Source organism: Vibrio sp. 10N.286.48.F5, from assembly GCF_041469785.1.
GTDB classification, from domain to species: Bacteria; Pseudomonadota; Gammaproteobacteria; order Enterobacterales; family Vibrionaceae; genus Vibrio; species Vibrio crassostreae_C.
The window spans coordinates 134419-157524 of the sequence record NZ_JBFRLG010000022.1; the positions used below are offsets into that span (position 1 = coordinate 134419).

At 43.2% G+C, this 23106-nt stretch carries 20 protein-coding genes; 13 read left to right on the plus strand and 7 right to left on the minus strand.

Annotated elements, in window-relative coordinates; all coding sequences use genetic code 11:
* Window positions 1-90: 90 nt before the first annotated feature.
* The 5 genes from pdxY to AB4185_RS13890 all read left to right on the plus strand — a co-directional run bounded on the left by pdxY (window position 91) and on the right by AB4185_RS13890 (window position 5255).
* A complete protein-coding gene (gene pdxY / locus AB4185_RS13870; protein WP_372135563.1) occupies window positions 91-948 on the plus strand; it encodes a pyridoxal kinase PdxY in 858 nt (285 codons plus the stop codon).
* A 213-nt stretch (window positions 949-1161) separates the two neighbouring features.
* Complete coding sequence (locus AB4185_RS13875; RefSeq protein ID WP_017060058.1) at window positions 1162-2334, plus strand: patatin-like phospholipase family protein; 1173 nt, start codon at window positions 1162-1164, stop codon at window positions 2332-2334.
* Between the two features lie 17 nt (window positions 2335-2351).
* The gene (locus AB4185_RS13880) at window positions 2352-2777 is read left to right on the plus strand and encodes a hypothetical protein (protein ID WP_017060059.1); all 426 of its coding nucleotides are present in this window, start codon (window positions 2352-2354) and stop codon (window positions 2775-2777) included.
* 158 nt (window positions 2778-2935) lie between these two features.
* Window positions 2936-3841 carry a LysR family transcriptional regulator gene (locus AB4185_RS13885; protein ID WP_372135564.1) on the plus strand — a complete coding sequence of 302 codons (906 nt, stop codon included), beginning with the start codon at window positions 2936-2938 and terminating at the stop codon, window positions 3839-3841.
* A gap of 262 nt (window positions 3842-4103) precedes the next feature.
* Complete coding sequence (locus AB4185_RS13890; protein WP_372135565.1) at window positions 4104-5255, plus strand: BamA/TamA family outer membrane protein; 1152 nt, start codon at window positions 4104-4106, stop codon at window positions 5253-5255.
* Window positions 5256-5338: 83 nt separating this feature from the next.
* Here the strand turns inward: AB4185_RS13890 and AB4185_RS13895 are convergent, their stop codons facing one another.
* The 3 genes from AB4185_RS13895 to AB4185_RS13905 all read right to left on the minus strand — a co-directional run bounded on the left by AB4185_RS13895 (window position 5339) and on the right by AB4185_RS13905 (window position 9967).
* Entirely contained in the window at window positions 5339-5896 is a 558-nt protein-coding gene (locus tag AB4185_RS13895; protein WP_102333633.1) for a PhnA domain-containing protein, read from the minus strand.
* Window positions 5897-6160: 264 nt separating this feature from the next.
* A complete protein-coding gene (locus tag AB4185_RS13900; protein ID WP_372135566.1) occupies window positions 6161-8695 on the minus strand; it encodes a VolA/Pla-1 family phospholipase in 2535 nt (844 codons plus the stop codon).
* A gap of 18 nt (window positions 8696-8713) precedes the next feature.
* Window positions 8714-9967 carry an outer membrane protein transport protein gene (locus AB4185_RS13905; RefSeq protein WP_229647517.1) on the minus strand — a complete coding sequence of 418 codons (1254 nt, stop codon included), beginning with the start codon at window positions 9965-9967 and terminating at the stop codon, window positions 8714-8716.
* 358 nt (window positions 9968-10325) lie between these two features.
* Here AB4185_RS13905 and AB4185_RS13910 point away from each other — a divergent pair, with 358 nt between their 5' ends.
* Complete coding sequence (locus AB4185_RS13910; RefSeq protein ID WP_086968002.1) at window positions 10326-11408, plus strand: site-2 protease family protein; 1083 nt, start codon at window positions 10326-10328, stop codon at window positions 11406-11408.
* Window positions 11409-11545: 137 nt separating this feature from the next.
* Here AB4185_RS13910 and AB4185_RS13915 read toward each other — a convergent pair whose 3' ends face one another.
* Window positions 11546-12334 (minus strand): M48 family metallopeptidase, encoded by a 789-nt coding sequence (locus AB4185_RS13915; protein ID WP_017060066.1) that lies wholly within the window; start codon window positions 12332-12334, stop codon window positions 11546-11548.
* A 139-nt stretch (window positions 12335-12473) separates the two neighbouring features.
* On the opposite strand from AB4185_RS13915, the gene AB4185_RS13920 reads away from it, so the two are divergent.
* From AB4185_RS13920 to AB4185_RS13940, 5 genes are all read left to right on the plus strand, one after another.
* Complete coding sequence (locus AB4185_RS13920) at window positions 12474-12899, plus strand: hotdog fold thioesterase (protein WP_017060067.1); 426 nt, start codon at window positions 12474-12476, stop codon at window positions 12897-12899.
* Window positions 12900-12994: 95 nt separating this feature from the next.
* Entirely contained in the window at window positions 12995-13228 is a 234-nt protein-coding gene (locus AB4185_RS13925) for a DUF3389 domain-containing protein (RefSeq protein WP_017064605.1), read from the plus strand.
* 153 nt (window positions 13229-13381) lie between these two features.
* Window positions 13382-15073: an SgrR family transcriptional regulator gene (locus AB4185_RS13930; RefSeq protein WP_017069657.1), complete on the plus strand. Its 1692-nt coding sequence runs from the start codon at window positions 13382-13384 to the stop codon at window positions 15071-15073.
* A gap of 49 nt (window positions 15074-15122) precedes the next feature.
* Complete coding sequence (locus AB4185_RS13935) at window positions 15123-16028, plus strand: DMT family transporter (protein WP_372135567.1); 906 nt, start codon at window positions 15123-15125, stop codon at window positions 16026-16028.
* Between the two features lie 21 nt (window positions 16029-16049).
* Window positions 16050-16301: a hypothetical protein gene (locus AB4185_RS13940; RefSeq protein ID WP_065584968.1), complete on the plus strand. Its 252-nt coding sequence runs from the start codon at window positions 16050-16052 to the stop codon at window positions 16299-16301.
* A gap of 107 nt (window positions 16302-16408) precedes the next feature.
* On the opposite strand, the gene AB4185_RS13945 is transcribed toward AB4185_RS13940, so the two are convergent.
* Window positions 16409-17017 (minus strand): DUF2238 domain-containing protein, encoded by a 609-nt coding sequence (locus AB4185_RS13945; protein WP_372123414.1) that lies wholly within the window; start codon window positions 17015-17017, stop codon window positions 16409-16411.
* Between the two features lie 201 nt (window positions 17018-17218).
* Here AB4185_RS13945 and AB4185_RS13950 point away from each other — a divergent pair, with 201 nt between their 5' ends.
* Both AB4185_RS13950 and AB4185_RS13955 read left to right on the plus strand, forming a co-directional pair.
* Window positions 17219-18058: an isopenicillin N synthase family oxygenase gene (locus tag AB4185_RS13950; protein WP_017060073.1), complete on the plus strand. Its 840-nt coding sequence runs from the start codon at window positions 17219-17221 to the stop codon at window positions 18056-18058.
* Window positions 18059-18367: 309 nt separating this feature from the next.
* Complete coding sequence (locus AB4185_RS13955) at window positions 18368-18988, plus strand: DNA-J related domain-containing protein (RefSeq protein ID WP_372135568.1); 621 nt, start codon at window positions 18368-18370, stop codon at window positions 18986-18988.
* A gap of 145 nt (window positions 18989-19133) precedes the next feature.
* On the opposite strand, the gene mrdA is transcribed toward AB4185_RS13955, so the two are convergent.
* Together mrdA and AB4185_RS13965 are read right to left on the minus strand one after the other, a co-directional pair.
* Entirely contained in the window at window positions 19134-21032 is a 1899-nt protein-coding gene (gene mrdA, locus AB4185_RS13960) for a penicillin-binding protein 2 (RefSeq protein ID WP_017060075.1), read from the minus strand.
* A gap of 376 nt (window positions 21033-21408) precedes the next feature.
* Window positions 21409-23064, minus strand: coding sequence for an ABC-ATPase domain-containing protein (locus AB4185_RS13965; protein ID WP_017064599.1), 1656 nt, complete (start codon window positions 23062-23064; stop codon window positions 21409-21411).
* Window positions 23065-23106 lie beyond the last annotated feature (42 nt).

Sequence of the window (23106 nt, forward strand, 5' to 3'; positions counted from 1 at the left end):
CGATAAAACTTCCTATCTTGATGTTCCGTTGTGTTTATTTAGTCGTCTTATCCAAGTATTCAAATCCATTTCAAACTGAAAGAGCGACGCATGAAAAGCATTATTTCTATTCAATCTCACGTGGTTTACGGGCATGCAGGAAACAGTTCTGCGGTTTTTCCAATCCAAAGAATGGGACTCGATGTGTGGCCAATCCACACTGTTCAGTTCTCTAATCACACTCAATATCAACAAGGTTGGACCGGGCAAACATTCGGCACAGATGATATTCGAAACTTGATTCGAGGCTTAGACAACATCAACGTACTGAAAGACTGTGGTGCGATCCTATCGGGTTATCAGGGAAGCGCAGACCAATGTAAAGCGGTTGCCGAGTCGGTTAATTTAGTTAAAGAAAAGAACCACAGTGCACTCTATGTTTGTGACCCTGTAATGGGTGACCCAGATAAAGGTTGTATCGTTGAGGATGGCGTTAGAACCGCCATTACTAAACACTTGCTTCCTATTGCCGATGTTATAGTGCCAAACCAATTTGAACTAAGTGAATTGACCGGCATTAAAATCCTCTCCCTTTATGACGCGGTTACAGCATGTAAGAAAGCATTGGAGCTTGGTCCAAAGATGGTGCTCGTAAAGCATCTTCACTCATTACCCGATGACGCGTTCAGTATGATTTTAGCAACGAAAAAGGCATGTTATTTAGCCCAACGACCGAACATTGAATTTGCTCAACAACCGGTTGGTGTCGGTGACCTTATCTCTGGCCTGTTTACCGCAGGGTTAATAAAGAGAATGTCTCCCGTAGCTGCATTCCGACATGCAAATAACGCGGTCTATGGTGTGTTGGAGCTAACTAAAAGCTATGGCACTTGGGAGCTACAAACAATCAATGCACAATATGAATTTGTAGAGCCTACCCACGATTTCAACGTGGTCAAAATCGGGTAGAGCGTTTAACTCCGATAGTGGTGGAGGGTGTACCTATTCGATGGGTCGCATCCTACAAACGAGATTACGAGCTAAGACTAAACCTAGCTATATTACTCCCAGAAAGAGACGGACTTCACTTTATCCCTATTTATTAACTTCTCTGTTTATAGCTGTTCTTTTGATTAAACAGAGTTTCTGAATCATTTTAGAGAACATTAAATGAGCCTAATTATGAACCGTCTAATTTCCTCGGGTTTTACCGTTGCTTTGTCATTACTTGTAGTAGCATGTAGCTCACCCCACACGTTGGATGTACGCGTACACAAAGACAATTACAAAGAAGTGGTTGTAGAAGAAGCGATATCAGTAAAAGAGCCATTGCGTATGTGGGCGAGTGAGAACCCAGACTTCTTATACTCTCCAATCGATCAAACAACGCCAATTAAAGTGTCAGGTGAGCAACTAAATATCTTAGCTTTGTCAGGAGGCGGCGCGAACGGAGCCTTTGGAGCCGGTATTTTGATAGGGCTGGAAGAATCTGGCCAATTGAAAGACTACTCAATAGTTACTGGCATCAGTGCAGGAGCGCTAATGGCACCATTTGTATTCATCGGCGGAGATGCATTTCCGAAGATGAAGGAGGTGATGTTAAACATCAATGACAAATCAGTGCTCGGCAAAAAGAACTTTTTAAACACCGTGTTTAAAGATGCTTTTACTGACGGTAAAAACTTGAATCAATTTATCGCTCAGGCGTTCCCTGAACCGATGATCGAGCAAATTGCTGCGCGACACCGCAACGGTAAGCGTTTGTTTATTGGTAGCACACACTTTGATTCTGGAGAGCTTGTCATTTGGAATGTGGGCGCAATTGCAAATAGTGACATGCCAGATAAGTCTGAACTTATATATAAGGTTTTAGCAGCAAGTGCTTCTATTCCTGGAGTCTTCCCACCGCAGTTTATCAATGTGAAGTACGAAGGTAAAAGTTATGAAGAACTTCACGTCGATGGTGGTTTAGCCGCTCAAGTATTTTTCAATCCATCTAACTTCGACTATCAGCAGATCTCAGATGCTCTTGGGTTAGAAAAACCACCACAGCTCGATGTTATTCGAAATGGAGCACTGAAAGCGCCGTACCACTCGCTGAGAGATAAGGGTCTAGATTTAGTAGCAAAGAGCGTATCAAGCCTGACTCTTGCTCAAACACGTGGTGATTTATATCGAATGAAATACATCTGTGAAATCAACAACATTGATATGCAATTTACTTACATCGAGCACGACTTTGGTTACGCCAAACGAACCAAAGACATGTTTGATGAACACTATTTATTAACCATATACGAATATGGTTATCACAAAGCAACTCAGGGCAAACCTTGGGTAACAGAATTACCTTAATTTAGGGATATCGTAAAATGAATAAAACAGCTTTAGCGCTACTTATCATGGCAACGTCTAGCGCTGCCATGGCACAAAATGTGACCTCAATGGAACAGCAAAAAGTCGATAACGACATGCTACAACTGGCCGACGTTCAACAAGAAGCGGCGTTGTTCATGGTTGAAGAAAATTCAGACTACGTGGAGATTGACTACATTGGTCAGTGGGTTGACGTGAACAATTACGTCACACACAAAGAAGCTAAAGAACGCCAGCTTCAAAAGACCACCAAGAAATACATTTACTCGCAAACAGGTGAAACTCTAGAATCCATCGAGCAGCGAATTGCTGAGCATATTCAAGTGGACCAACCTAGATATTTCAGTGTCGATGTTTACCGTAATTACCACGGTGATTCTGGGGACTTTAACTATCTAGCTCGAGTTATCGAATACATTTAAGTTATTCGTTTGACATCAACGATAAAACCTACTAGCTTAAGTAGGTTTTTTTGTTTCAAATTGACGAATTATTTTCACTAATACTATTCTGACAAAGTAGATATTTCGCCAACCTGTGATAATTTAAATACATAACGATTAAAAGTAAGCACAACAAAATGAATTTCAGCATTGAACAACTTCTCGCGTTCGTTACCGTTTATGACCAACTCTCTTTCAGCAAAGCCGCCGTTAAACTCAATAAACACAGAACGACAATCGGGCAGGTTATTACTAACCTTGAAGACCAACTCGCGGTAAGCCTATTTGAAAGGGTTGGGCGCTCTGTAAAGCCGACAGAAGACGGGCATCTTCTTTACCATTACGCTAAACAAACCATTGAACAAGCTCGTACCTTCGATAAGGTAGCATTGAGCCTCTCTTATGGCGGGTTGGAAAACATCACCTTTGCTTATTCTGGTGTGATACCTCATCAAATGCTTTTGGATATTCGAAAGAAACTGCGTCGTGATTTCCCGATGATGCGAGTGAGCTTTTTAATCCGAAACAAAAAGGATATTAAGAAGGGCCTTCAAAGTGGCGAGTACCACTTTGGGTTAGTCAATGTGCATGACAGCCGGGGTATACACAGCTTTGATGCGACTTTTCTAGGTCACATTGAGTTTTCCCCATTCGTTCAAAAAAATGGTGAGTTCTCATCTTTGACGCAAGAGGATGTACTTTTAGCGTTAAGAAATTCAACGCAGTTTATCTTGAGATCGTTTATTGAAGAGGGAATGTCAGAAAAAGTAACCATCAGCTCCGATAACGAAGAAGTCGATCAATTGGCGTTAGTTATTAAAATGGTTGAAGCCGGTTTAGGGTGGGCACTGTTACCAAAAACGTTTGCTCATTCTGAATTTTCCCATTACGACATTGAACCTATACAGTCGTCTGAAATGCACCAAGGATTCAAATTCGGTTTTGCGCTTTGGTGCAATCATTCTAAGCAAGTGAAGGATGTAAAATTATCGGTTTTATCTGTTATACAAGAACATGTTGATCGAGTATTGAGTCAATATTAGCAAAGGAAGAATGTAGGTAACTTATTAATAGAGGCTCATTTATATGAGCCTTTTGCGTTTCTGTCATCTCGAAAGCTCTTTAATTTTGTAGGGCGACATCCTCTATATAGGAGTAGGGCAACACCATTATTTGGCCTATTCTATGCCCGTCGATTAAGGACCCCCTTTATTGGCAATAAGTGTTTAATTTCTATGTTTATTGCAAGGAAGCAAACTTTCGGCCGGGTTTCGTCACCCGGTCTTTTTTATTGAGGCCAATCTTATGAATCGCTGCGGCGGCATTGTTCTTCTTTCCTGCTTTTTATTTACAACATCTTCTTTCGCATCGTTTTATGATCCTGTTGATGGTCAATTTGATATGGGGCATCACCTTGCGGAAAACGCATATGGCTTTTTGCCTATCCCAATTTTGATTACCGAGCCTGCGGTGGGGTACGGCGGCGGTGTGGCTGGTTTGTTTTTACATGAGACGGATGAGGAAAAGCGACAAAGAAAGCAAGCTGCTCTTTCTGCCATAGATGGTGGTGCGCAGTTAGTACCCTCAGCAATGTCAGTAGTGGGCGCAGTAGGGACAGAGAACGAAACTTGGTTTGTATTTGGTGGCCATAGACGATCTTGGATGAATGATTCCATTCGTTACACAGGAGGCGGCGGCTTTGGTGTTGCGAATTTGGATTTGTACACATCAATCAACTGGGGCCCCATAGATCATGACCTTAGAATAGGCACGTCAACTTCGGTAGCCGTACTTTCACAAAAGGTGCAGTTCCGGATTGGGCATACGCCTTGGATGTTGGGAATAAAGCAGTTATTAGCTAAGTCTGAGATTGAATTTGATAACATGGTTTTAGACCGAATTTTGGGTAACGAATCGGTTACTTCTGGTTTAGGGTTGGAGGCTGAATATGACACAAGAGATAATTTATTTTATCCAACCAAAGGTTACAAATTGTCTGCAGATTACATGGTGTACGACGATGCGATTGGCAGTGATTACAATTACCGAAATTTGAACATAGATGGCGAAGCCTATATCCCAATTACCAATAAATGGACGTTAGGCTTGGCTGCAAATTATCAAAGCTTCGAACAGCAAGACCTGTTTGTATCACCCACAGCGAAACCGTACGTGTCGTTACGCGGGGTGTCATCTTATCGGTACCAAGGAGATGAGATTGAAACAATTCAAGGCCAATTGACGTATAGCATCACTCATCGTTGGAAGGTGTCTGGGTTTTACGGTTCAGGGGTTGCAAAGCAAGATAACGGCATAAGCCACGACAGTACCGTCAATGCCGGAGGTGTCGGCTTTCGATACCAAATCGCGAGACGTTACGGTTTGCACCTTGGGATGGATTATGCGCAAAGCCATGAAGAACGCGCTATCTACTTTAACGTAGGCAGTGGTTTCTAGAACAACGGAATAGGTTGAATTTTTCCAAGAAAAAAGGCGCTAATTAGCGCCTTTTCGTTTTCTATCACTTTCTTACAGTAAGATTACTTCTTACGGCAGAACTCAGCGATTACGTACATTGATTGACCGCCGTTTGTTTTACCAGAAACAAGCTTAGGATCGTCACCAACGCTGATACCACGAATAACAGTACCTTGCTTAATCACTTGGTTAGTACCTTTGATTGGCAGGTCTTTGATTACTGTTACGTCGTCACCTTTCTTAAGTTCAACGCCATTCACATCAAGAGGCTTGTCATCAGCAGACATGCCGATTTGTGCCCAAACTGATGTTTCTTCTTCAAGGTACATCATGTCTAGCGCGTCCTGAGCCCAGCTTTCTGTGTTCAGACGAGTAAGTTGACGCCATGCCGTTACTTGAACTGGCGCTTCCTGGCTCCACATGCTGTCAGTCAGACAACGCCAGTGGTTGATATCTTTAGGATCGTCAATCTCACCAAGACATTTGTCACATACCATGATGCCGTGATCCACTGTTACGTGGCTGTGTGGCGGCACTGCGTATGCAGTAAGAGAAGAATCAGAACCACATAGTTCACATTTAGATTGGCAGCGTTCTACCATAGTAGCTTCAGAAGACATAATGGACTCACATTTATTAGGTATTAAATTACGGGGCTATTATCCACTTTATTTACAATAAAGAAAGAGGTCGTACGGTATTCTGTCTTGATTAATTTTAGCTGAGATCAACCATTTGTGTTTTAAAGTTTTATGCAAACGGTTAACTAGGGGAACTGTTCGAACGGCAGATACAAAAATGCCAGCGGTTAGGCTGGCATGAATAAGTTATAACTTGGCTTAATGATCTGGGCTATTTACCTTTTAATCATTAGTTACTTGTTGCTAATCAATCGTTGCATCAAGCAGTGCAGGGTTAACGACCAAGCTACCCGTCGCATTACCTTGTGTGAGATTGAATTGCACAATTTGTGATACCATTTCTTCATGCGCGGCACTGTCGTCTTCTGCAGGTAGGTGAGATTTTTGTGGTGCAATCACAGTACTATGCTCAGCAAATGAAGTGCGAGCAAAATAAGATGCCAATAATTGGCCTGTAGAATGATTAACACTGTTCTTTAACTCAAGTTTGCTAAACAGAGCTTGCGTGCCAGCTGTAGGCAGTCGAGTCGTATTAGGTATTGTTTCATCACCTTCTGCTTGTATGCCAAGTACAGGGCCAGACATAAATGTCGCTATGTTAATCGGGTCAACATTGTCTAACACGGTTTGCGCCGCATAAGTGAATGACGTGAGCGTTGCATCAATCACGGCTTTTGTTTGCTTTTGTTCATTACTTGCGTTCGAGTCACTGAGCGTTTCATAGAAATCATCAAAGCAATCACCACCGTCAACTGCCGGCGTTTTGTTATAACAATTGACCGCATAATAGTCTTGATAGGCGGTGACTTGAGTACCTATTACCGTATGCTTTATTGTGCCGGAAAATGAGCCAGATTCAAGTAAGAATTGACCGATACCACCGCCTGGATTCGCTAGCGTTGTCGCTTTATAAGCAAGTTCGTCATCAACCGTGATGCCGAATTTCGCATCAATTTTGGTGTTGGCTACCGCTGAAGAGCTAATGCCAGTAATGCCACCAATAGAATGCCCCATCAAAGAGACGTTGCTCGTATCTAAAGAGCTAAATGGTGCACCAGTACCGTTATTGAGCGCAAGTCTCAAACCAATGCCATCAATCGCACTTTGTCTAATATTGTCACGGGCAACCGGTAAGTACTCAAGGTTCATGTACACAGTCGGTGTGTTTGGCGTAGTCACGACTTCTCCATTTTGTCCAAGACCTCGCTGACCATGTAGCGGTTGATCAATCGCAACAATGGCATAAGGTTGCTGGCCGGTTTGGATTGCGCCCGCAATATGCTGCAACGCGAAAGCGTAACTGGTCTCTTTTAAACTGGTAATACCGTGCTGGTATTGAAGTACTGGCAGGCTGTTACCGACAAGGACACCAGAAGGAATAAACATAATAACATCAACGCTTTCAACAGAGCGAATCTGTGGTACTGGGCTGTATTTGGTTAAAATTCGTTCCTGGTCTAACTGTGAGCCATTCGCTAAGGTGAGTTCGGCACCAATTAGGTTTTTTTGGTAGTTTGGGTCCAATAATTGATTAGCTGGATCTGAGATACCTAACTCAAATAGTTGTCGTGCAATCTCACCTTTATCCGCATCTGAACCCGATGATAGAACCTTTAGTATCTTGAGTACACTTGGCATGCTACTGCGCCAAGGCTGAGTTTTCCAACCACTATTCGCCGTATCATTTGATAGAAAATAAGGCAATTTCACCTTGGCACGATATACCGTGATCTCGCTTCCTGTTGCTAACTTGAAACCTGCGTAGTTGGTTGTGAGCGCATCAATACCTGCCGTCCCCAGAGCAGCCATTGCATACGGGTCAACGCTTAACGCGGTATCAAATGGCATAGTGTTTGGGATCGGGCTTGCACTGTCTATTTCTATCTCATAAAGGCTATTGAGCATATCTGCATCAATATTGTTCGGGTTGGCGCTGCCTTGCCAAATCTGAGATTGGGTTGATTCATACCCTAGTGCTAACGCGTTTTTAGTATTTTGCATAACGTTACCTGCCGAGGCGGTGGTAAACCAAGATGAGTAGATGATTTCATCTGAGCTTGATACAGACCCATAGCCAGCGAATAATGCTTCAACCTGGTGGATGATTTTTTGTGGTAAATCGAGTGAGCCAGCTTGGTCTATATCTGTCGTTTTTAGAGACGCGTAAGAGCTTGATGTTCCGAGTGGTTCATCTGCACTATCAACAATTGAGTCAGTTAATGCGTAGATATAGTCAGAGCTAGGATCTAACCCCTTAAGAGGCACAATATTTATGGTTTTGAAGTCGCTGGATACCACTAAGTAGTCAACACCAGCTGTTAGTGCAGTAAAGTTAGACATAACCCCTGTGCTAAGATCAACATCCACTTTAGCGACTTTTACGCCAGCATTTAGGTGCGCGCTAAATGGTGTCGTCCCGTTCATCACGACATCATTCTTCAACGTTCTGTCACTTGGAAGATTCACATTAATAGTGAATGGCATGATAGTACTCCAACCATCAGCTTCTCCCATCGCTACTTTTGGATCATTCAGTAACCCCGTTGACTTTGCATCTAGAGGAATGTTCAATGTGTGATCATTGGTATCGAATAGAAAGAAAGACGGCAGAGGAATATCTGCTTCTGGGCCTAAGAGCGTAAAGCTGACTTTTGAGCTTCGTTCCAAGGATTGTTCGATAGCATCAGAATAGATAGATCCTGAGCTTTCACTATTATCACCACATCCAGCAATTAGTAATGCCGAGCATACGAGAGAAAAAGAAAATTTATTGTTCATGTAATTATTCCCGTACGGTTAGTTGAAGGTATAGTTTAGTTGGATCGCAGAAAGGTAAGCAGCGCCTTCAGCATCAAATGTTAACTTGTCATCGGCAGCATCAGTTTCTGTGAATGAACCACTTTTACTTTGCACGAGAGCAAATGCAGCATCGACAGTCATGTTTTCAGAAACTGCGTAAGTTAAACCCGCTGAATACCACATCCGATCGCTGTCTGGGATACTTAAGGTTGCTTCACCTGCTTGTTCGTCATATGCCAAACCTGCACGTAAAGTCCAGTTTTGGTTAACCGTGTAAGTAGCACCTACAGACCATCTTTGGTTGTCTTCGTAATGTTCTGTCTTTAAGAAACATTCATTATTTTTACAATCAGGACTCGTCGCTTTTAACTCTTTGAACTTACTCCACTTAGTTAACTGCCAACCGTAGTGTACGGCCCAAGCATCATTTAGTTGGTGGAAAGCAGATAGTTCGAAGATGTCTGGTAGCTCAATTTCTAGCCGCCCTGTTGTTTTTCCTGGCTGGTCATTAGCCATTTTTAAACCTACATAGTCAGTGAACTCACCGTCATCAAAATCGAGTTCAACAGACGATCGGTAACCAAAGCCAAAACGGTTGTACTCGTTTAGTTCATATAACGCACCCACGTTCCAACCAAAAGCAAATGTCTCACCAGTCATCGATATCAATTTGTCGCTTGATGAACCACCAACAGGAAGGCTGCCTTTATGTCTGTTGAGTTCAGCTTCTGCATAAACAAAATTAACGCCAGCTCCAACACTAAAGCTATCGTTAACTCTGTACGCAATGTTTGGATTTAGGTTTACGGACACCAAAGATGTGTCACCGGCTAAATCACCTGCATAAATATCATCGGGATAATCAGTAGCAACGCCATATGTAGTGAACATGCCAATCCCCCAAGCCCATTTATCGTTGATAGGGCTAATGTAGTAAGCGGCAGGGACTATTTGTAAAGGGGCTACGTCAGAAGACTTCTGATTGAAATCGCTATCATTAATTTTGGTTTGAGTGACGTTAACCTCTGGATCAACGATAGAAACCGCGCCTGAAAACTGTGCTGTATCAAATAGGGTCATTGCGGCGGGGTTTCTCGCTAGTACACTCGCGTTATCAGCTACTGCACCTTCACCTGAAAAGGCACGACCAAGACCTGAGGCAGAATGCTCAGCAACTTGGAAACCAGCCGCAAGTGAGTTACATGCAAATAGTACTGAAAGTGAAACGAGAGAGCGTTGTATTGTTTTCATCCTTGACCCTCCTAGGGCATCGAATTTCGTTATTATGGTTTGAAAACACACTGAGCATTTTTGGTGTTGAAGCTCTAATGTAAATGGCATGTTAAATTCATGTTTTATATAAAGTCAAAGAAAGAGTTGTTATTTTGTGAGGTTATGTTTTAAAGGGGCGGCACTTTAACATCGATAATATAAGTATAATCAATAATTTATTCGTGGTTGGAGGTGTGACCAGAGTGTTTATGCATCGTTGCGGTATAAATAGTGTTCAATAGCTCAATATGTAACAACTTTGTTTCTGTTTACCACCATTCGCTAAATCGGCATAATATCGACACTCGTTAGAAGTCATTAAATTGGAATTTTAAGTTTGGAATTACTCGCGATAGAGTTTCTTGGTAAACCGCTTCGTTTAGAAGGATCAATGGCAGGGTGGCAACAGTTGTATTGGGACAACACTCTGGTATCTCAATTAGATGCGACCACAGACCAAGAAGACGCACGAAAACACGAATTTACACTACGCGCTGGCGAAGAAACGTTGCAGTGTCACGTTGAGTCGACCGTTCAGTGGCAACCGTTTGAGATGACGTATAAAGCATTGGTCAATGGCCAAACCATTTCCGAAGGCAATCGAAACACCAAAGATATCGAACAACAAACTCCTGTTGTCGCTCCTAAACCAGAGAAGCGTTTTAGCTTAATTGGGTTGGTGTCGCTCGGTATGAAAGCGCTAAAAAGCGCCAAGCTAATCAAGGTCGTACTTGCTTCTGCGAGTTTAGCGGCCTATTCATGGTTGTTTTCAATTCAGTTCGCTTTGGCCTTAATCGCCTGTTTAATGTTCCATGAGTACGGTCATATTAGAGCGATGAAATACTTCGGCATGAAAACCAAAGGGATCTATTTGATACCATTTCTTGGTGGCTTGGCGTTATCCGATGAAAAGATTAATACGCGTTGGCAAGATGTGGTTATATCAATCATGGGGCCATTGTTCGGCCTGATATTGTCGTTAGTATTTATGGTGCTGTACTGGGCGACTGGCGAAATGTTCTTTGCCGGCCTTGCAGTATTTAATGCTCTATTAAACCTGTTCAATCTATTGCCGATTTTGCCTCTCGATGGCGGACATGTTCTTAAAAGTATCAGTTTCTCGATGAACAGCGTACTTGGCATTGTACTTTGTGTCGCGGCTGCCGTTGCTGGTGTGGTATTGAGTTATCAGTTGAATTTAACCCTGTTTGGTTTCTTATTGATCATGGGCAGTGTTGAAATACTGTTCGAATGGAAAGGACGTCATCACAGTCACTTGTTACCGTTAGACAAATACGGGCAAGTCGTGTCGTTCGTTTGGTATGTGGGTTTAGTGAGCAGTTTGATTGGTGTCATCTGGTATTTTGCATCTACTGGTGATCAGCTATTAAGCCTACCATTACAAATTCTTGGTACTTAACCTGTGAATTTCTGTTGTTGGAATTATCCAGCTACTTAGTGCACTTGAACTGTTAGCAAGCAAGAAACTAAAAATGCCCTAACCAATATGGATAGGGCATTTTTGTATTTACACCAGCTAGGCGATTCTTACTTAGATTACGCTTTGCAATTTGGTCTTGGTGAACCTGATTGAGGAAGCGTTTTTATCGTTGCTTGTAGATCTTTAATACGCGTACTGTGGGAAGGGTGCGTAGAAAGCAACTCTGGCGGTTGATTACCCCCTGATGCTTTCGCCATGTTTTGCCACAAGTTGACACTTTGGTTTGGATCGAAACCTGCTTGAGCCATATACTCTAAACCAACAACATCGGCTTCAGACTCTTGAGTTCGCCCATACGGTAGAATAACGCCATATTGAACGCCTAACCCTAACGCGGCCATCGTCATACCTTGATACTGTTTGTATTCTGATGCACCTAACGCAACGTTAGTAATAGATAAGCCAGTATTAGCGATTTGAGACTGAGAAAGGCGCTCATTACTGTGGTCCGCTAAAACGTGTGCCACTTCGTGACCGATAACCGTCGCGAGTTGGTCTTGATTGACTGCAACCTTGAGTAACCCTGTGTATACACCGATTTTTCCGCCAGGTAGGGCGAATGCGTTCACTTGATCACTATCAAACACAACAACTTCCCATTCACTAAAACCTTGTTTAGGAATATATTGAGTGATGCTGTTCGCTACGCACTGTACATAAGCGTTAGTTTTGGCATCTTTGCTGATGGGTTGTTCTTTTTTCATTTGTTCAAAAGACTGTGCTCCAAGCTGAGACATGTCTTTATCTGAAAAAAGCAGCAATTGGTTTCTGCCTGTCGGAGAAGCGCTACACGCGGTTAGGCCTGCAAGTGTGAGAAGCGAGGCAAACTTCATCCATGACGTCATACAATATCCTCTGTGTATTCGGTTTTTATGCATGTTAACATCAACTTGCGTAATAGCTAAGGGCTGTAAGATAACTAACAGCGGTAATATAGAAAAAAGCTATGCACGCGATAACAAGATCAATAATTAAGGAACCTATATGAGTATTTGGAAAAAGCCCGTTGACCTAGATACCTTCAACGCGACCTCAAAAAATACCTTAATTGAACACCTCAACATTGTTTACACCGAAGTAAATGACAATTCTTTGGTAGCAACCATGCCGGTTTGTCACTTTACGCACCAACCACTGGGTATGCTTCATGGCGGCGCATCGGTTGTGCTAGCAGAAACGCTTGGCTCATTGGCTGCAAACTTCTGCGTACCAGAAGGCTATTATTGCGTTGGGCTCGATATCAATGCGAACCACGTAAGGTCAATGCGTGAAGGGCATGTCATTGGTACTGCTGAGCCTATTCACTTGGGCGTCTCTACTCAAGTATGGCAGATCAATATCACTGATGATCGTCAACGCTTAGTTTGTACCAGCCGTTTAACCATTGCCGTTAAGAAACATAAGCGATAACAGACTAGGCAGTCGTACGCTGGTTTTGTCTTTAGAAGAAGTAATCAGTACTTAGAACAAGCAATCAGTATTTAAAGAAGTAACCCGAGAAGCCCATGGTCATAACGTTTAAAAGTGGAAAAGTCATCGCAACCGCACATGAATTGGTTGTTCGTTTAGATGGGGAGCATAGAGTCACGCTGCAAGCCCAAGTTGATGCAATTCAATTGATCGGAAAAGGGGCAAATGTTATTTCAGCTAACGGTTCTGAGTGTAAATGGTCGATAAAATTAGACGATGAACAGCAGCTCCGTGAAATCGCTAATGAAATTGGCTGCGATGTAATGTAATCCTTTACGGTAAAGGCACTTAACCCTTAAGATTGAATAACATCTTAGGATGTCGTACTCATAATTCACAATAAAATTGTGTCAGTAATATTGATTTTACGCCATAAAATAGGGAAACTGAATTCAATGTCCTTTGAATAAGTTTTCCTCTTTATGAGCAGCCCAAGACTTCGCGTTCAATTTGAAACCCTGTTTGAATACTTCGATGGTAAAGATTCTGATGTTCAACTCGACGACATCACGGATGTGCTTTGTTGTACCCGTCGTAATGCCCGAATGGTACTCAACAAGCTTGAAGAAGAAGGGTGGGTAGAATGGTTACCTGCAGCAGGTCGAGGAAAGTTATCTCAACTTATCTTTAAACAGAATCGTTGTGATGTCAGCGAGAACTTAGCAAGACGCTACTTGCAGGAAGGAAAAATTGGACAGGCGCTGTCAGTGCTTGATCACAATGCTGCCAAACTCACGCAAGTTATTCAAAACTACTTGGGCGTACAGTATCAAGAAGGCGAACAAGTTATTCGTTTGCCTTATTACCGGCCGCTTTCAATGCTTAACCCAACCAAATCGATGCGTCGTTCAGAGCAACATATCGCTTGTCAGGTATTCAGTGGGTTGACTCGTCTAGATGAGAATGACCAACTTCAACCCGATCTTGCTCATTCATGGCAAAAAATCAGCGATTACCAATGGCGATTCTTCTTGAGACCCGGTGTTCGTTTCCATAACGGGGAACCTCTGTTAACCAATCATGTTGTGGATACACTGCTTGCACTCGAACCTCTCAACATGTTTTCGCATATCAAAGATGTCTCTTCACCTGCAAATTGTGTAGTAGATGTTTTTCTCACACGTCCAGACAAGTATTTTCCCCTCGCACTAACGGAATCGGTCGCTAAAGTCACATTACCGATCACTTTACGTGGTGAAGACTACGATATTCGACCGATTGGAACGGGACCTTATCGCATTGAAAAGAACGACGAGAAACAACTCGTGTTAACCGCTTTCAATGGGTACTTTGGTTTCAGACCGTTAATTGATCGCGTTGAAGTTTGGGTGGTGGATGAGGCTTATTCTTCAATGGTTTACCCAAGCCTATCTAAGCCTGTTATGGCCGACCGTGGCGATAGCGATGAAGTAGAACTCGATCCTGGTTGCACGTATTTACTGCTCAATAGAAAGAAGGGTATTGCACAAGATCCCGCATGGGCACAGTTTTTATCTAACGCGTTGAATGCGGCGGATCTGTTTGTTCATATTCCAAAAGAGACTGTTATCGATTTGGGCGTGTTACACGCTTATGGGATAAAACCCGGTTGGTATGACATAAAGTTAAAAGTGCCCGTTTGTCCACCAGCAGATTCGAAGCCTACCATAAGATTAGCGTATCAATGCCAACACCCAATGTTCCCAACGCTTGCAAAGGCGATTGTCACGGTGCTGAAGCAATACAACGTCGATGTTGATCTTTACGGTTACGAAACCGATCCTCCGCACGCCGATGATGTTGATGTTTGGATTAACCCTATGGGCATCGCCAATAACAGAGACGACGCCTTGGCTGGCTGGTTAATGGACTACAGTTTTCTTGATGAATCTAGCCCGGCAGAGGACTTCGACCAATGGTGTCACATGATTGACCGTTGGCGTTCTGGTGAATTCGAGCAATTCCCAGCACGACAGTTAGGTAAACAACTGGTCCAAAGCAATCAATTGATCCCGATGTTCCATTGCTGGTTAGGCGTTAATAAAGATCAATGTGGTACGTTGCAAAACGCGAAATGTAATGCATTAGGTTGGTTCGACTTTAGCCAAGTTTGGGTGAAGCCTGACGTTGATTGAAATCCAAGAAAACTCAGTTAGGACCAAATAACTCATTTAGGAAAAAACGATGCAAACTCTGATGGTTACATTTATTACGCTGGTGGCATTTGCTGCGAATTCAGTTTTGTGTCGCTGGGCCTTAATGGATCAAACGATCGATCCTTTGAGCTTTTCGATCGTTCGCATCTTATCTGGTGCGCTTACGCTTCTGATTTTATTAACGTTATCTTCCCAATCTAAGTCTAAACGTGAGTTAACAAACAACACATCGGCATATGCAAAACTCAAATCACAGTTTCAATTAACATCAATACTGTCACTGCTCGTGTATATGTTTGGTTTCTCGTTTGCTTACTTAGAGCTTGGCGCAGGTCTTGGTGCGCTGGTGTTGTTTGTCGCAGTGCAATTTACGATGATTGCCGCGCACTTGCTTTCTGGCAACAGAATGTCACTTATTGAGTGGTGCGGGTGTTTGTTGTCTGTGGCAGGGCTTGTTTACTTGTTAATGCCAACGGAATCGGCACAGGCACCCGACTTAGTTTCTATCATCTTGATGTCTCTGGCCGGAGTTGGTTGGGGTATTTACACATTGGCAGGAAAGACATCGTCAAACGCACTGCAATCGACGACCGCTAACTTTGGATTCAGTTCGCTAGTTATCCTTGTGGCATTAAGCTTGTTAGTTTTGATTCCTAATGCGTTAACGCAACTGTCTATCACTGAACCAGGTTTGATTTACGCGGTTATATCGGGCTCGGTGGCTTCCGGTGTGGGTTATAGTTTGTGGTATTACGTAGTGAAAAAACTGAATACCGTGGTTGCGTCTATTGCACAGCTTTCTGTTCCAGTTATCGCAACACTTGGTGGTGTATTACTGTTATCTGAACCTGTCACTATGCAATTTATAGTCTCATCAACCGTTATACTTCTAGGGATAAGCTTGGTTCTTGTCGCCCCTAAACTTAAGAAATAAAGAGTTCAATCATTAACTTCTATGGCTAAACCAAACAAGAAACAACCGACCAAGACGGTTCAGATTTTCTGTGCCAAATGTAAAACGCAGCTTTTTAAGTATCGGAAAGGTGGTAAAGGTGCACTCGTGAAATGTTTTAAGGAGCGTATCGTTGAAGATTTCACGAAAAAACCATGTGTTTGCCCTGAATGCGGGATTGAATTTGCGCGAGACACTTTGGTTCGAGGTACGCCAGCCTACAAGTTTGTTGGTGGCAAGGTAACGATGAAATAACCTGTCACATTAAAACGAGCAAACAATGCTGAAACTAAAAATGCCACAGCGCAGTTTGTGTGTGGCATTTCAACATTGCTTTTGATACTCAGAGTAAAGAATTGAGCTCAGTAAGCTCTGACACGCCATTGAAGCTTAAGAAGTAATAGCGAGACAATTGCGCCCGTGGTGTCACACAGCATATCTTTCTGTGCATCCCAAATATCGCCTTGTGAACCAAGGAATGCGATACCTTCATCACCACCTGCGATCTCCGCGTACCACCACTCGATAATTTCATAACCTGCAGCAACACTCATAATCGCAAATAGCGCAAAGAAACATGCCAGCACCGGTTGAGCCAGTTTTTTACGAATCAAGTACTCAGCGAGTGGGTAAGCATAAAGGCCAATAGAGAAATGCGCGACACGGTCAAAGTTATTCCGTTCTGAACCTATCATGTTATTGAACCAATCAAACGGCACTTCCGCAAAGGTATATTTCGCGCCTATCGTATGCAAAATCAGCCAGATAAACATCAAAACGTAAGCTGTCTTAGTGAAGGTTAGCTTGGTTGATAACCACCAGATACCGACCAATATCGCAAGCGCTGGGACAATTTCGGCAATCCATACCGCTCTTGAAGAAGGAGCAAACGCTGAAAATAGAAACACAATCAGATACAGCGTCGTCAATGACAGTAATGGTCGATTTTGAGCAAGTGGCGTGATTGTCATATCAAGATCTCTCGTCGAAGTTTTTATTAGTGTTACACAATAATGAACAGTGTTCAATTGGGCTTTAATCACCAGATTTGTTGAAAAGTAGCGTTATCGCCCAGTATCTAGACAAACGGTTGCTAGAGTTTCACAAAAGTTTGATTTACAACAAAGCGATCCTTAAAATCGCTCTATTACTACATAACAAGAAAGAAAGTCATGAAACTGGAAACTGTCGATTACCTTGCTGACGACGCAGCAGAACAATTTGTTCGCTCTCTACGTGAAACTGGTTTTGGTGTTCTTAAGAACCACCCAATCCCGAAAGAGCTTGTTGAGTCAATTTACGAAAACTGGTACCAATTCTTCATCTCTGAAGAAAAAGAGAACTTCCACTTTAATGTTGAAACACAAGATGGATATTTTCCACCTTCAGTGTCTGAAGTTGCTAAGGGCCACACTGTAAAAGACATCAAAGAGTACTTTCACGTATACCCATGGGGTCAAATCCCTGAGCAGCTGAAAGAACAGATTCTAGATTACTACCAACGTGCGAATGCTTTTGCTCAAGAGCTGCTAGGTTGGGTTGAAGCTCATGCTCCTAAAGAAGTACAAGAGAAATTCTCTATTGCGTTATCAGAAATGATCAACGGCAGTGAACAGACTCTGCTTCGTGTTCTTCACTACCCACCAATGCAAGGTGATGAAGAGCCAGGTGCAATCCGCGCTGCGGCACACGAAGACATCAACTTACTGACGGTTCTTCCTGCTGCAAGCGAGCCGGGCCTTCAAGTTAAAGCTCAAAATGACGAGTGGCTAGATGTTCCATGTGACTTCGGTAACATGATCATCAACATCGGTGACATGCTTCAAGAAGCATCTGGTGGTTACTTCCCATCGACAACTCACCGTGTAATCAACCCATCAGGTGAACGCCAAGAGAAGTCTCGTATCTCTTTGCCTCTATTCCTTCACCCGAAACCAGAAGTAGTGCTATCTGAAAAGTACACAGCAAACGAATACCTAATGGAACGTCTAAGAGAGCTTGGCGTTATCTAGTCAGTTCAATGCTTCGTCCCTAAAATTGGGATAGATGTGAAAGGTCAGCTAAGTCGCTGACCTTTTTTGTATCCGTACCAAAGAATTGCGGCTTTATTACTAACGGTTGTATTCAACGAAATGGTACTCAGTTTTGACGATAAAAGGTGCCTTTAAGCCAAACGTTAGAAAGTTGTTTGTCCTTAAGCTCGACAAATCTTAGAAAATCGCTTTCAATTAAAGAAGATACGCAACGGATGCGAAACAGGTTACTTATAGTATCCACAGTTCTAGAAATCCATTAATTCAGAGAAGCTAACTGAGTCAACTATGTCGAATTATCAAGATGTGAGAGCAAACTTTCATTGCCATATGGAAAACCCATTGCTTTGGCCGATAATGGAAGTGCTTAAGCAAAAGCCAAGCGGATGGAAAGTACACACATTGGCAGCTCATCTGAACGATCTTGGGTTTGTGCCAGTGTTGGATGCTGTGCCTGAGAAAGAGTTGTTTAAAAAGAACTTCCTTATCATGAATGCGCTTTATCAGCTTCAAGAAACCTTACACCCAGATGGTTGGCTCCAAGTCCAAGCGATGGACATCGAATTGATGAATGGTCGTTATCACGGAAGCAGTCACAGCATCGATCATCAAGACCCACTTCGAGAATACTACATTAATTGGGTTAACTATGAAGCGGATGAAGGTGAAGTCAAAAGGCTGTTGAACGAATTTTGGACTCGGTATAGAAAGTATGTGGGTGGTGATGAACTCGATATGGATCGAAGTCGAGCATTGAGCCTGTTTGAGTTACCTTTAGACGCGACACACCATGAAATTAGAAAACGTTGGCGACAACTGGCATTGAGATGGCATCCGGACAGAGACGAAGGCAACACCGCAAAATTTCAGACGCTCTGTGAAGCATGGCATGTATTAAGAAGCTCATAATCGACAGGCATTTTTAGCTGTCTAATTGCTTAGAACCCTAAAACAGAAAGCCCCACATTGTGAGTGACACAAGTGGGGCTTTGTCGTTATTACGTTATGTTTTGGGTAACTACGTTATGTGCTGTAGCGACTTAAGTTATTGGTGTTAGGAGTGATCTTTGCTCTCACCACTTTTATGTTCAAAGGCATAGTCGAGTACTTTACGGATATAAGGCGCACCAACTTTTGAGCCACCGTTACCGTGTTCAATAACCACAGTTGCGACATATTCAGGGTGTTCATACGGTGCGAAAGCCGTGTAAAGCGCATGGTCAAGCAAGTGTCTAGCGAGTTTCTTCGAGTTGTAGACCTGGTCTTTCGCAAGATCAAAGACTTGTGCAGTTCCTGATTTACCGCCGCTCGTGTATTCAGTTCCCTTAAATGCACGTCTGCCGCTGCCTCGATTACCGTGGTTTACGAGTCGCATCGCATTGATTGGCACATCCCAAATTCTATCCGGTACTTCGGTGATTGAGGGCATTGGCTCCGGTTCGACAAGTTGTTGTGTACTGAAATCTTCACCATGATCTAAGGTGGCTCTTAAGATATGAGGTGGCATCACCTTACCATGATTAACCAATACTGACGTTGCTTTAGCAAGTTGCATAGGTGTCGATGTCCAATAACCTTGGCCAATACCAATCGGAACTGTGTCACCCTGATACCAAGGGGTGCGATAACGCATCATCTTCCATTCTCGAGTCGGCATGTTGGCGGTACTTTCTTCATAGATATCAATGCCTGTCGGTTCACCAAATCCAAATCGGTTCATCCAACTTGAAATTCGGTCAATACCCAAATCGAAAGCGGTTTGATAGAAGAATGAATCTACCGACTCTTCAATGGCTTGAGTGACATCGACAGGTCCGTGACCCCAACGTTTCCAGTCACGCCACGATTTAGAGTTTCGTTTAGAGCCAGGAATTCTCCAAACGCCATGGTCGTTACGGATGGTATCTTCAGAGATGACATGTTCTTGCAGTCCTGCCACAGCCATAAATGGTTTAACGGTTGAGGCAGGAGGATAAACGCCTAGAGTGGTGCGGTTAACCAACGGGTGAGCCGGATCATTCAATAAACGTTGGTAGTTCTTACTCGAAATGCCGTCGACAAATAGGTTAGGGTCGTAACTCGGGCTTGATGCCATCGCCAACACGCTGTTGTCTTTCGGATCGAGAATAACCGCGCTTCCAGTTCGGTGATCAAGTTGCTCAAAGACGTATTTTTGCAGCTCAAGGTCAATATTTAACACGATATCTTTACCAGCTACTGGCGGCACGTACTCAATGGTTCGGACTATTCGCCCACGGCTGTTTACTTCGACTTCTTGATAACCTTTGGTGCCGTGCAGAATATCTTCGTAATAACGTTCAACACCCAGTTTTCCTATGATTGTTGTAGCTTGATAATTCGCTTCTATCCCTTGTTCTTCAAGCTTTCTGAGATCGCTATCATTGATGTGCGCCACGTAACCAAGAACATGGGTAAGCACCTCACCATTCGGGTAAAAACGCTTTAAGCTGGTATCGATAGATAAGCCGGGGAACTGGTACTGGTGCACGGAGAACTTGGCGATCTCTTCCTCCGTTAAGTTCTCTAGAATAGTCACAGATTTAAAACGGCGGGTGTTGTGATAGCGTTTTTTGAAACGAGCGATCTGCTCTGCATCACGGGGGACATATTTGTCTAGCTTGGTGAGCATTGCATCGACATCATCGGTTTGCTCAGGAATCATGGTTAGATCAAAGACAAGCTTGTTCTCTGCAAGCAACACGCCGTTACGGTCGTAAATAAGTCCACGAGTAGGGGCGATAGGTAATACTTTGATTCTGTTGCCATCGGCACGAGTTTGATAGCTTTTAAAATTTTCAACTTGAAGTCGGTATAGATTGCCGACTAAGACAAGAGTGAACATCAAGATCCCACAAAACGCGACGATTACGCGGTTTTTGAATAGGTTCACTTCGATTTTATGGTCACGCATCTTAACGCGTTTATGATTCATTGAAGCCTCAAGGGTCTGTTACATTTGGTTACACTTGTCGAATCGGGACTTTATCTGAATATCACTAGGGTTTTGTAAAAGCTGTGTCATGTTTTGAGGGATCGACAGCATTAGATGGCGGTAAACAGTGCCTTTAATTTTCTCATTACAAAAGATGATAAGTAATTGATGTAAAGATTGGTTTTATGAATTTATAAAGTTCAAGAGTTTTGACGACACTAGAGGTTAGGTCAAAAGAGGTTAGATAAATTTACGGCCCTCAGAATGAGAGCCGTAGAAGGTTAATTTGCTTATTTAGTGGCTTAGAAGCTTTAGTAAATTAGAAGATTAAAACTTCAAAAACCTAGAAGCACAATAAATCCGATATTTAACGAAATCAGTTCGAAGGCTTGAACTGAGATTTACGCATACGGTTCAGAGCAGCCATCACATCTAACGTTCTTGGTTTCGCTAGGTCACCGTAGTTAGGCATGTTAGCGTGCCATTCGTTTTCTAAAATAGCGTTAAACTCTTTAGCAGGGTTGTTTGACCAACCTGGAGTTTGTGCGAATTGGAACCAAGCCCAACCGATCGCATTCACTTCAGACGGTGATTCTAATTGCTCAAGCGCAGAAAGGTCTGCAAACTCTTTACCAAAACGCAGTGACTCTTTGCCTTTAGCATTAACACGGAATTTACCGTCAGTCAGAATGTTCATCAGTGAAGCACGGTTCAATGAACGCGGTACAAACGTTTCTAAAGCAGTTTCACATTCGTTAGTACGCTGAGTAGGGTGCTGAGCAATCACGTCTTTTGCTTTTTCAGTCACATCTACCGCTTGGTAGTCGTGCATTTGAATCACAGTGTTCGCGACATCGAGGTAATCACCAGAGCCACCCATTACAACAATGGTAGAGATATCCATCTCTTCACGAAGCTGACCAATGCGGTCGACAAGTGGTGTGATTGGCTCATCGCCTTTTGACACTAGCGCTTGCATACGCTCGTCACGAATCATGAAGTTAGTCGCTGACGTATCTTCATCGATAAGTAGAGTTTGAACGCCGGCTTCAATCGATTCTTGTAACCAAGCCGCTTGAGACGTAGAACCTGACGCATCTTGTGTGCTGAAGTCAGATGTGTCTTTCTGCATTGGTAAATGGTTGATGTAGTTTGACAGGTTCAAGCTGTGCACACATCGACCATCTTCAGCGCGGATCTTCATCGTATCAATCGCAGTTACAATGCCTTCGCGACCGTCACCAGGAATATGGTTGTAGATAGAACGTTCAACGGCGTTCAACAGTGTCGATTTACCATGGAAACCACCACCAACGATCAGCGTAATGCCTTTTGGAATGCCTAGGCCGGTCACGTCACCTTGGTTTGGAGTATTTAACGTAACACTCAATGATTCTGGAGCCGCGAAAGGTACCGCGTCTTTCATTGGAAGGTCGCAGTTACCCGCGATACGAGGTAACACACTGCCGTTTGCAACGAAAGCGGCTAGGTTGTTTTCATCCAATTGAGCACGCAGCGCTTCTTGGTCTTCAACGGCTTCACAATGTTTGATCATTGCATCGATGTTTAACTCACGCTCAAGCGTCGCGCGACGAATAAACTTCGGTAAGTAGAAAGTGATGATGTTGTTCGCTTTCTTAGCAAGAATGCTACGACCATCAGCTGGTAAATTAATACGGAAACGAATTTCGATGCCGTGGTCTGTAAATACAACAGCTGTGTTGTCTAATACGGTTTGACCCGTCAGCGCGATAGAAACGGTCGACTCTTGTTTCGCGAACTCAGAGAAGCTACGTGCGATAAAGTCACGAGCGGCTACTTGGTATTCGTAAGATTTTTCTTTCAGCCAATCTAACCCGGTCAAAGACCACGCGCGCGTTGCACGAAAACGAGAAGCTGACGCGTATGGGTCACCTTGGATGTGGTCGATGTGTAATTCAAAATCAGCAAAGTCGTATTGACCTTTAATTTGTTGATATGCACGGTAGTTTTGTTTTTCGAGCTTTTTAAGCTTTGCAGTCAACTGATCCATAACGAGGAATGCCTATATAAGGGGAAAGATAAAAACAGAAAG

Excerpts from the sequence above, each read along its gene's own strand:
- pdxY (WP_372135563.1), top strand. The coding sequence starts at position 91 with ATGAAAAGCATTATTTCTATTCAATCTCACGTGGTTTACGGGCATGCA.
- AB4185_RS13875 (WP_017060058.1), top strand. The coding sequence starts at position 1,162 with ATGAACCGTCTAATTTCCTCGGGTTTTACCGTTGCTTTGTCATTACTT.
- AB4185_RS13880 (WP_017060059.1), top strand. The coding sequence starts at position 2,352 with ATGAATAAAACAGCTTTAGCGCTACTTATCATGGCAACGTCTAGCGCT.
- AB4185_RS13885 (WP_372135564.1), top strand. The coding sequence starts at position 2,936 with ATGAATTTCAGCATTGAACAACTTCTCGCGTTCGTTACCGTTTATGAC.
- AB4185_RS13890 (WP_372135565.1), top strand. The coding sequence starts at position 4,104 with ATGAATCGCTGCGGCGGCATTGTTCTTCTTTCCTGCTTTTTATTTACA.
- AB4185_RS13895 (WP_102333633.1), bottom strand. The coding sequence starts at position 5,896 with ATGTCTTCTGAAGCTACTATGGTAGAACGCTGCCAATCTAAATGTGAA.
- AB4185_RS13900 (WP_372135566.1), bottom strand. The coding sequence starts at position 8,695 with ATGAACAATAAATTTTCTTTTTCTCTCGTATGCTCGGCATTACTAATT.
- AB4185_RS13905 (WP_229647517.1), bottom strand. The coding sequence starts at position 9,967 with ATGAAAACAATACAACGCTCTCTCGTTTCACTTTCAGTACTATTTGCA.
- AB4185_RS13915 (WP_017060066.1), bottom strand. The coding sequence starts at position 12,334 with ATGACGTCATGGATGAAGTTTGCCTCGCTTCTCACACTTGCAGGCCTA.
- AB4185_RS13920 (WP_017060067.1), top strand. The coding sequence starts at position 12,474 with ATGAGTATTTGGAAAAAGCCCGTTGACCTAGATACCTTCAACGCGACC.
- AB4185_RS13925 (WP_017064605.1), top strand. The coding sequence starts at position 12,995 with ATGGTCATAACGTTTAAAAGTGGAAAAGTCATCGCAACCGCACATGAA.
- AB4185_RS13930 (WP_017069657.1), top strand. The coding sequence starts at position 13,382 with ATGAGCAGCCCAAGACTTCGCGTTCAATTTGAAACCCTGTTTGAATAC.
- AB4185_RS13935 (WP_372135567.1), top strand. The coding sequence starts at position 15,123 with ATGCAAACTCTGATGGTTACATTTATTACGCTGGTGGCATTTGCTGCG.
- AB4185_RS13940 (WP_065584968.1), top strand. The coding sequence starts at position 16,050 with ATGGCTAAACCAAACAAGAAACAACCGACCAAGACGGTTCAGATTTTC.
- AB4185_RS13945 (WP_372123414.1), bottom strand. The coding sequence starts at position 17,017 with ATGACAATCACGCCACTTGCTCAAAATCGACCATTACTGTCATTGACG.
- AB4185_RS13950 (WP_017060073.1), top strand. The coding sequence starts at position 17,219 with ATGAAACTGGAAACTGTCGATTACCTTGCTGACGACGCAGCAGAACAA.
- AB4185_RS13955 (WP_372135568.1), top strand. The coding sequence starts at position 18,368 with ATGTCGAATTATCAAGATGTGAGAGCAAACTTTCATTGCCATATGGAA.
- mrdA (WP_017060075.1), bottom strand. The coding sequence starts at position 21,032 with ATGAATCATAAACGCGTTAAGATGCGTGACCATAAAATCGAAGTGAAC.
- AB4185_RS13965 (WP_017064599.1), bottom strand. The coding sequence starts at position 23,064 with ATGGATCAGTTGACTGCAAAGCTTAAAAAGCTCGAAAAACAAAACTAC.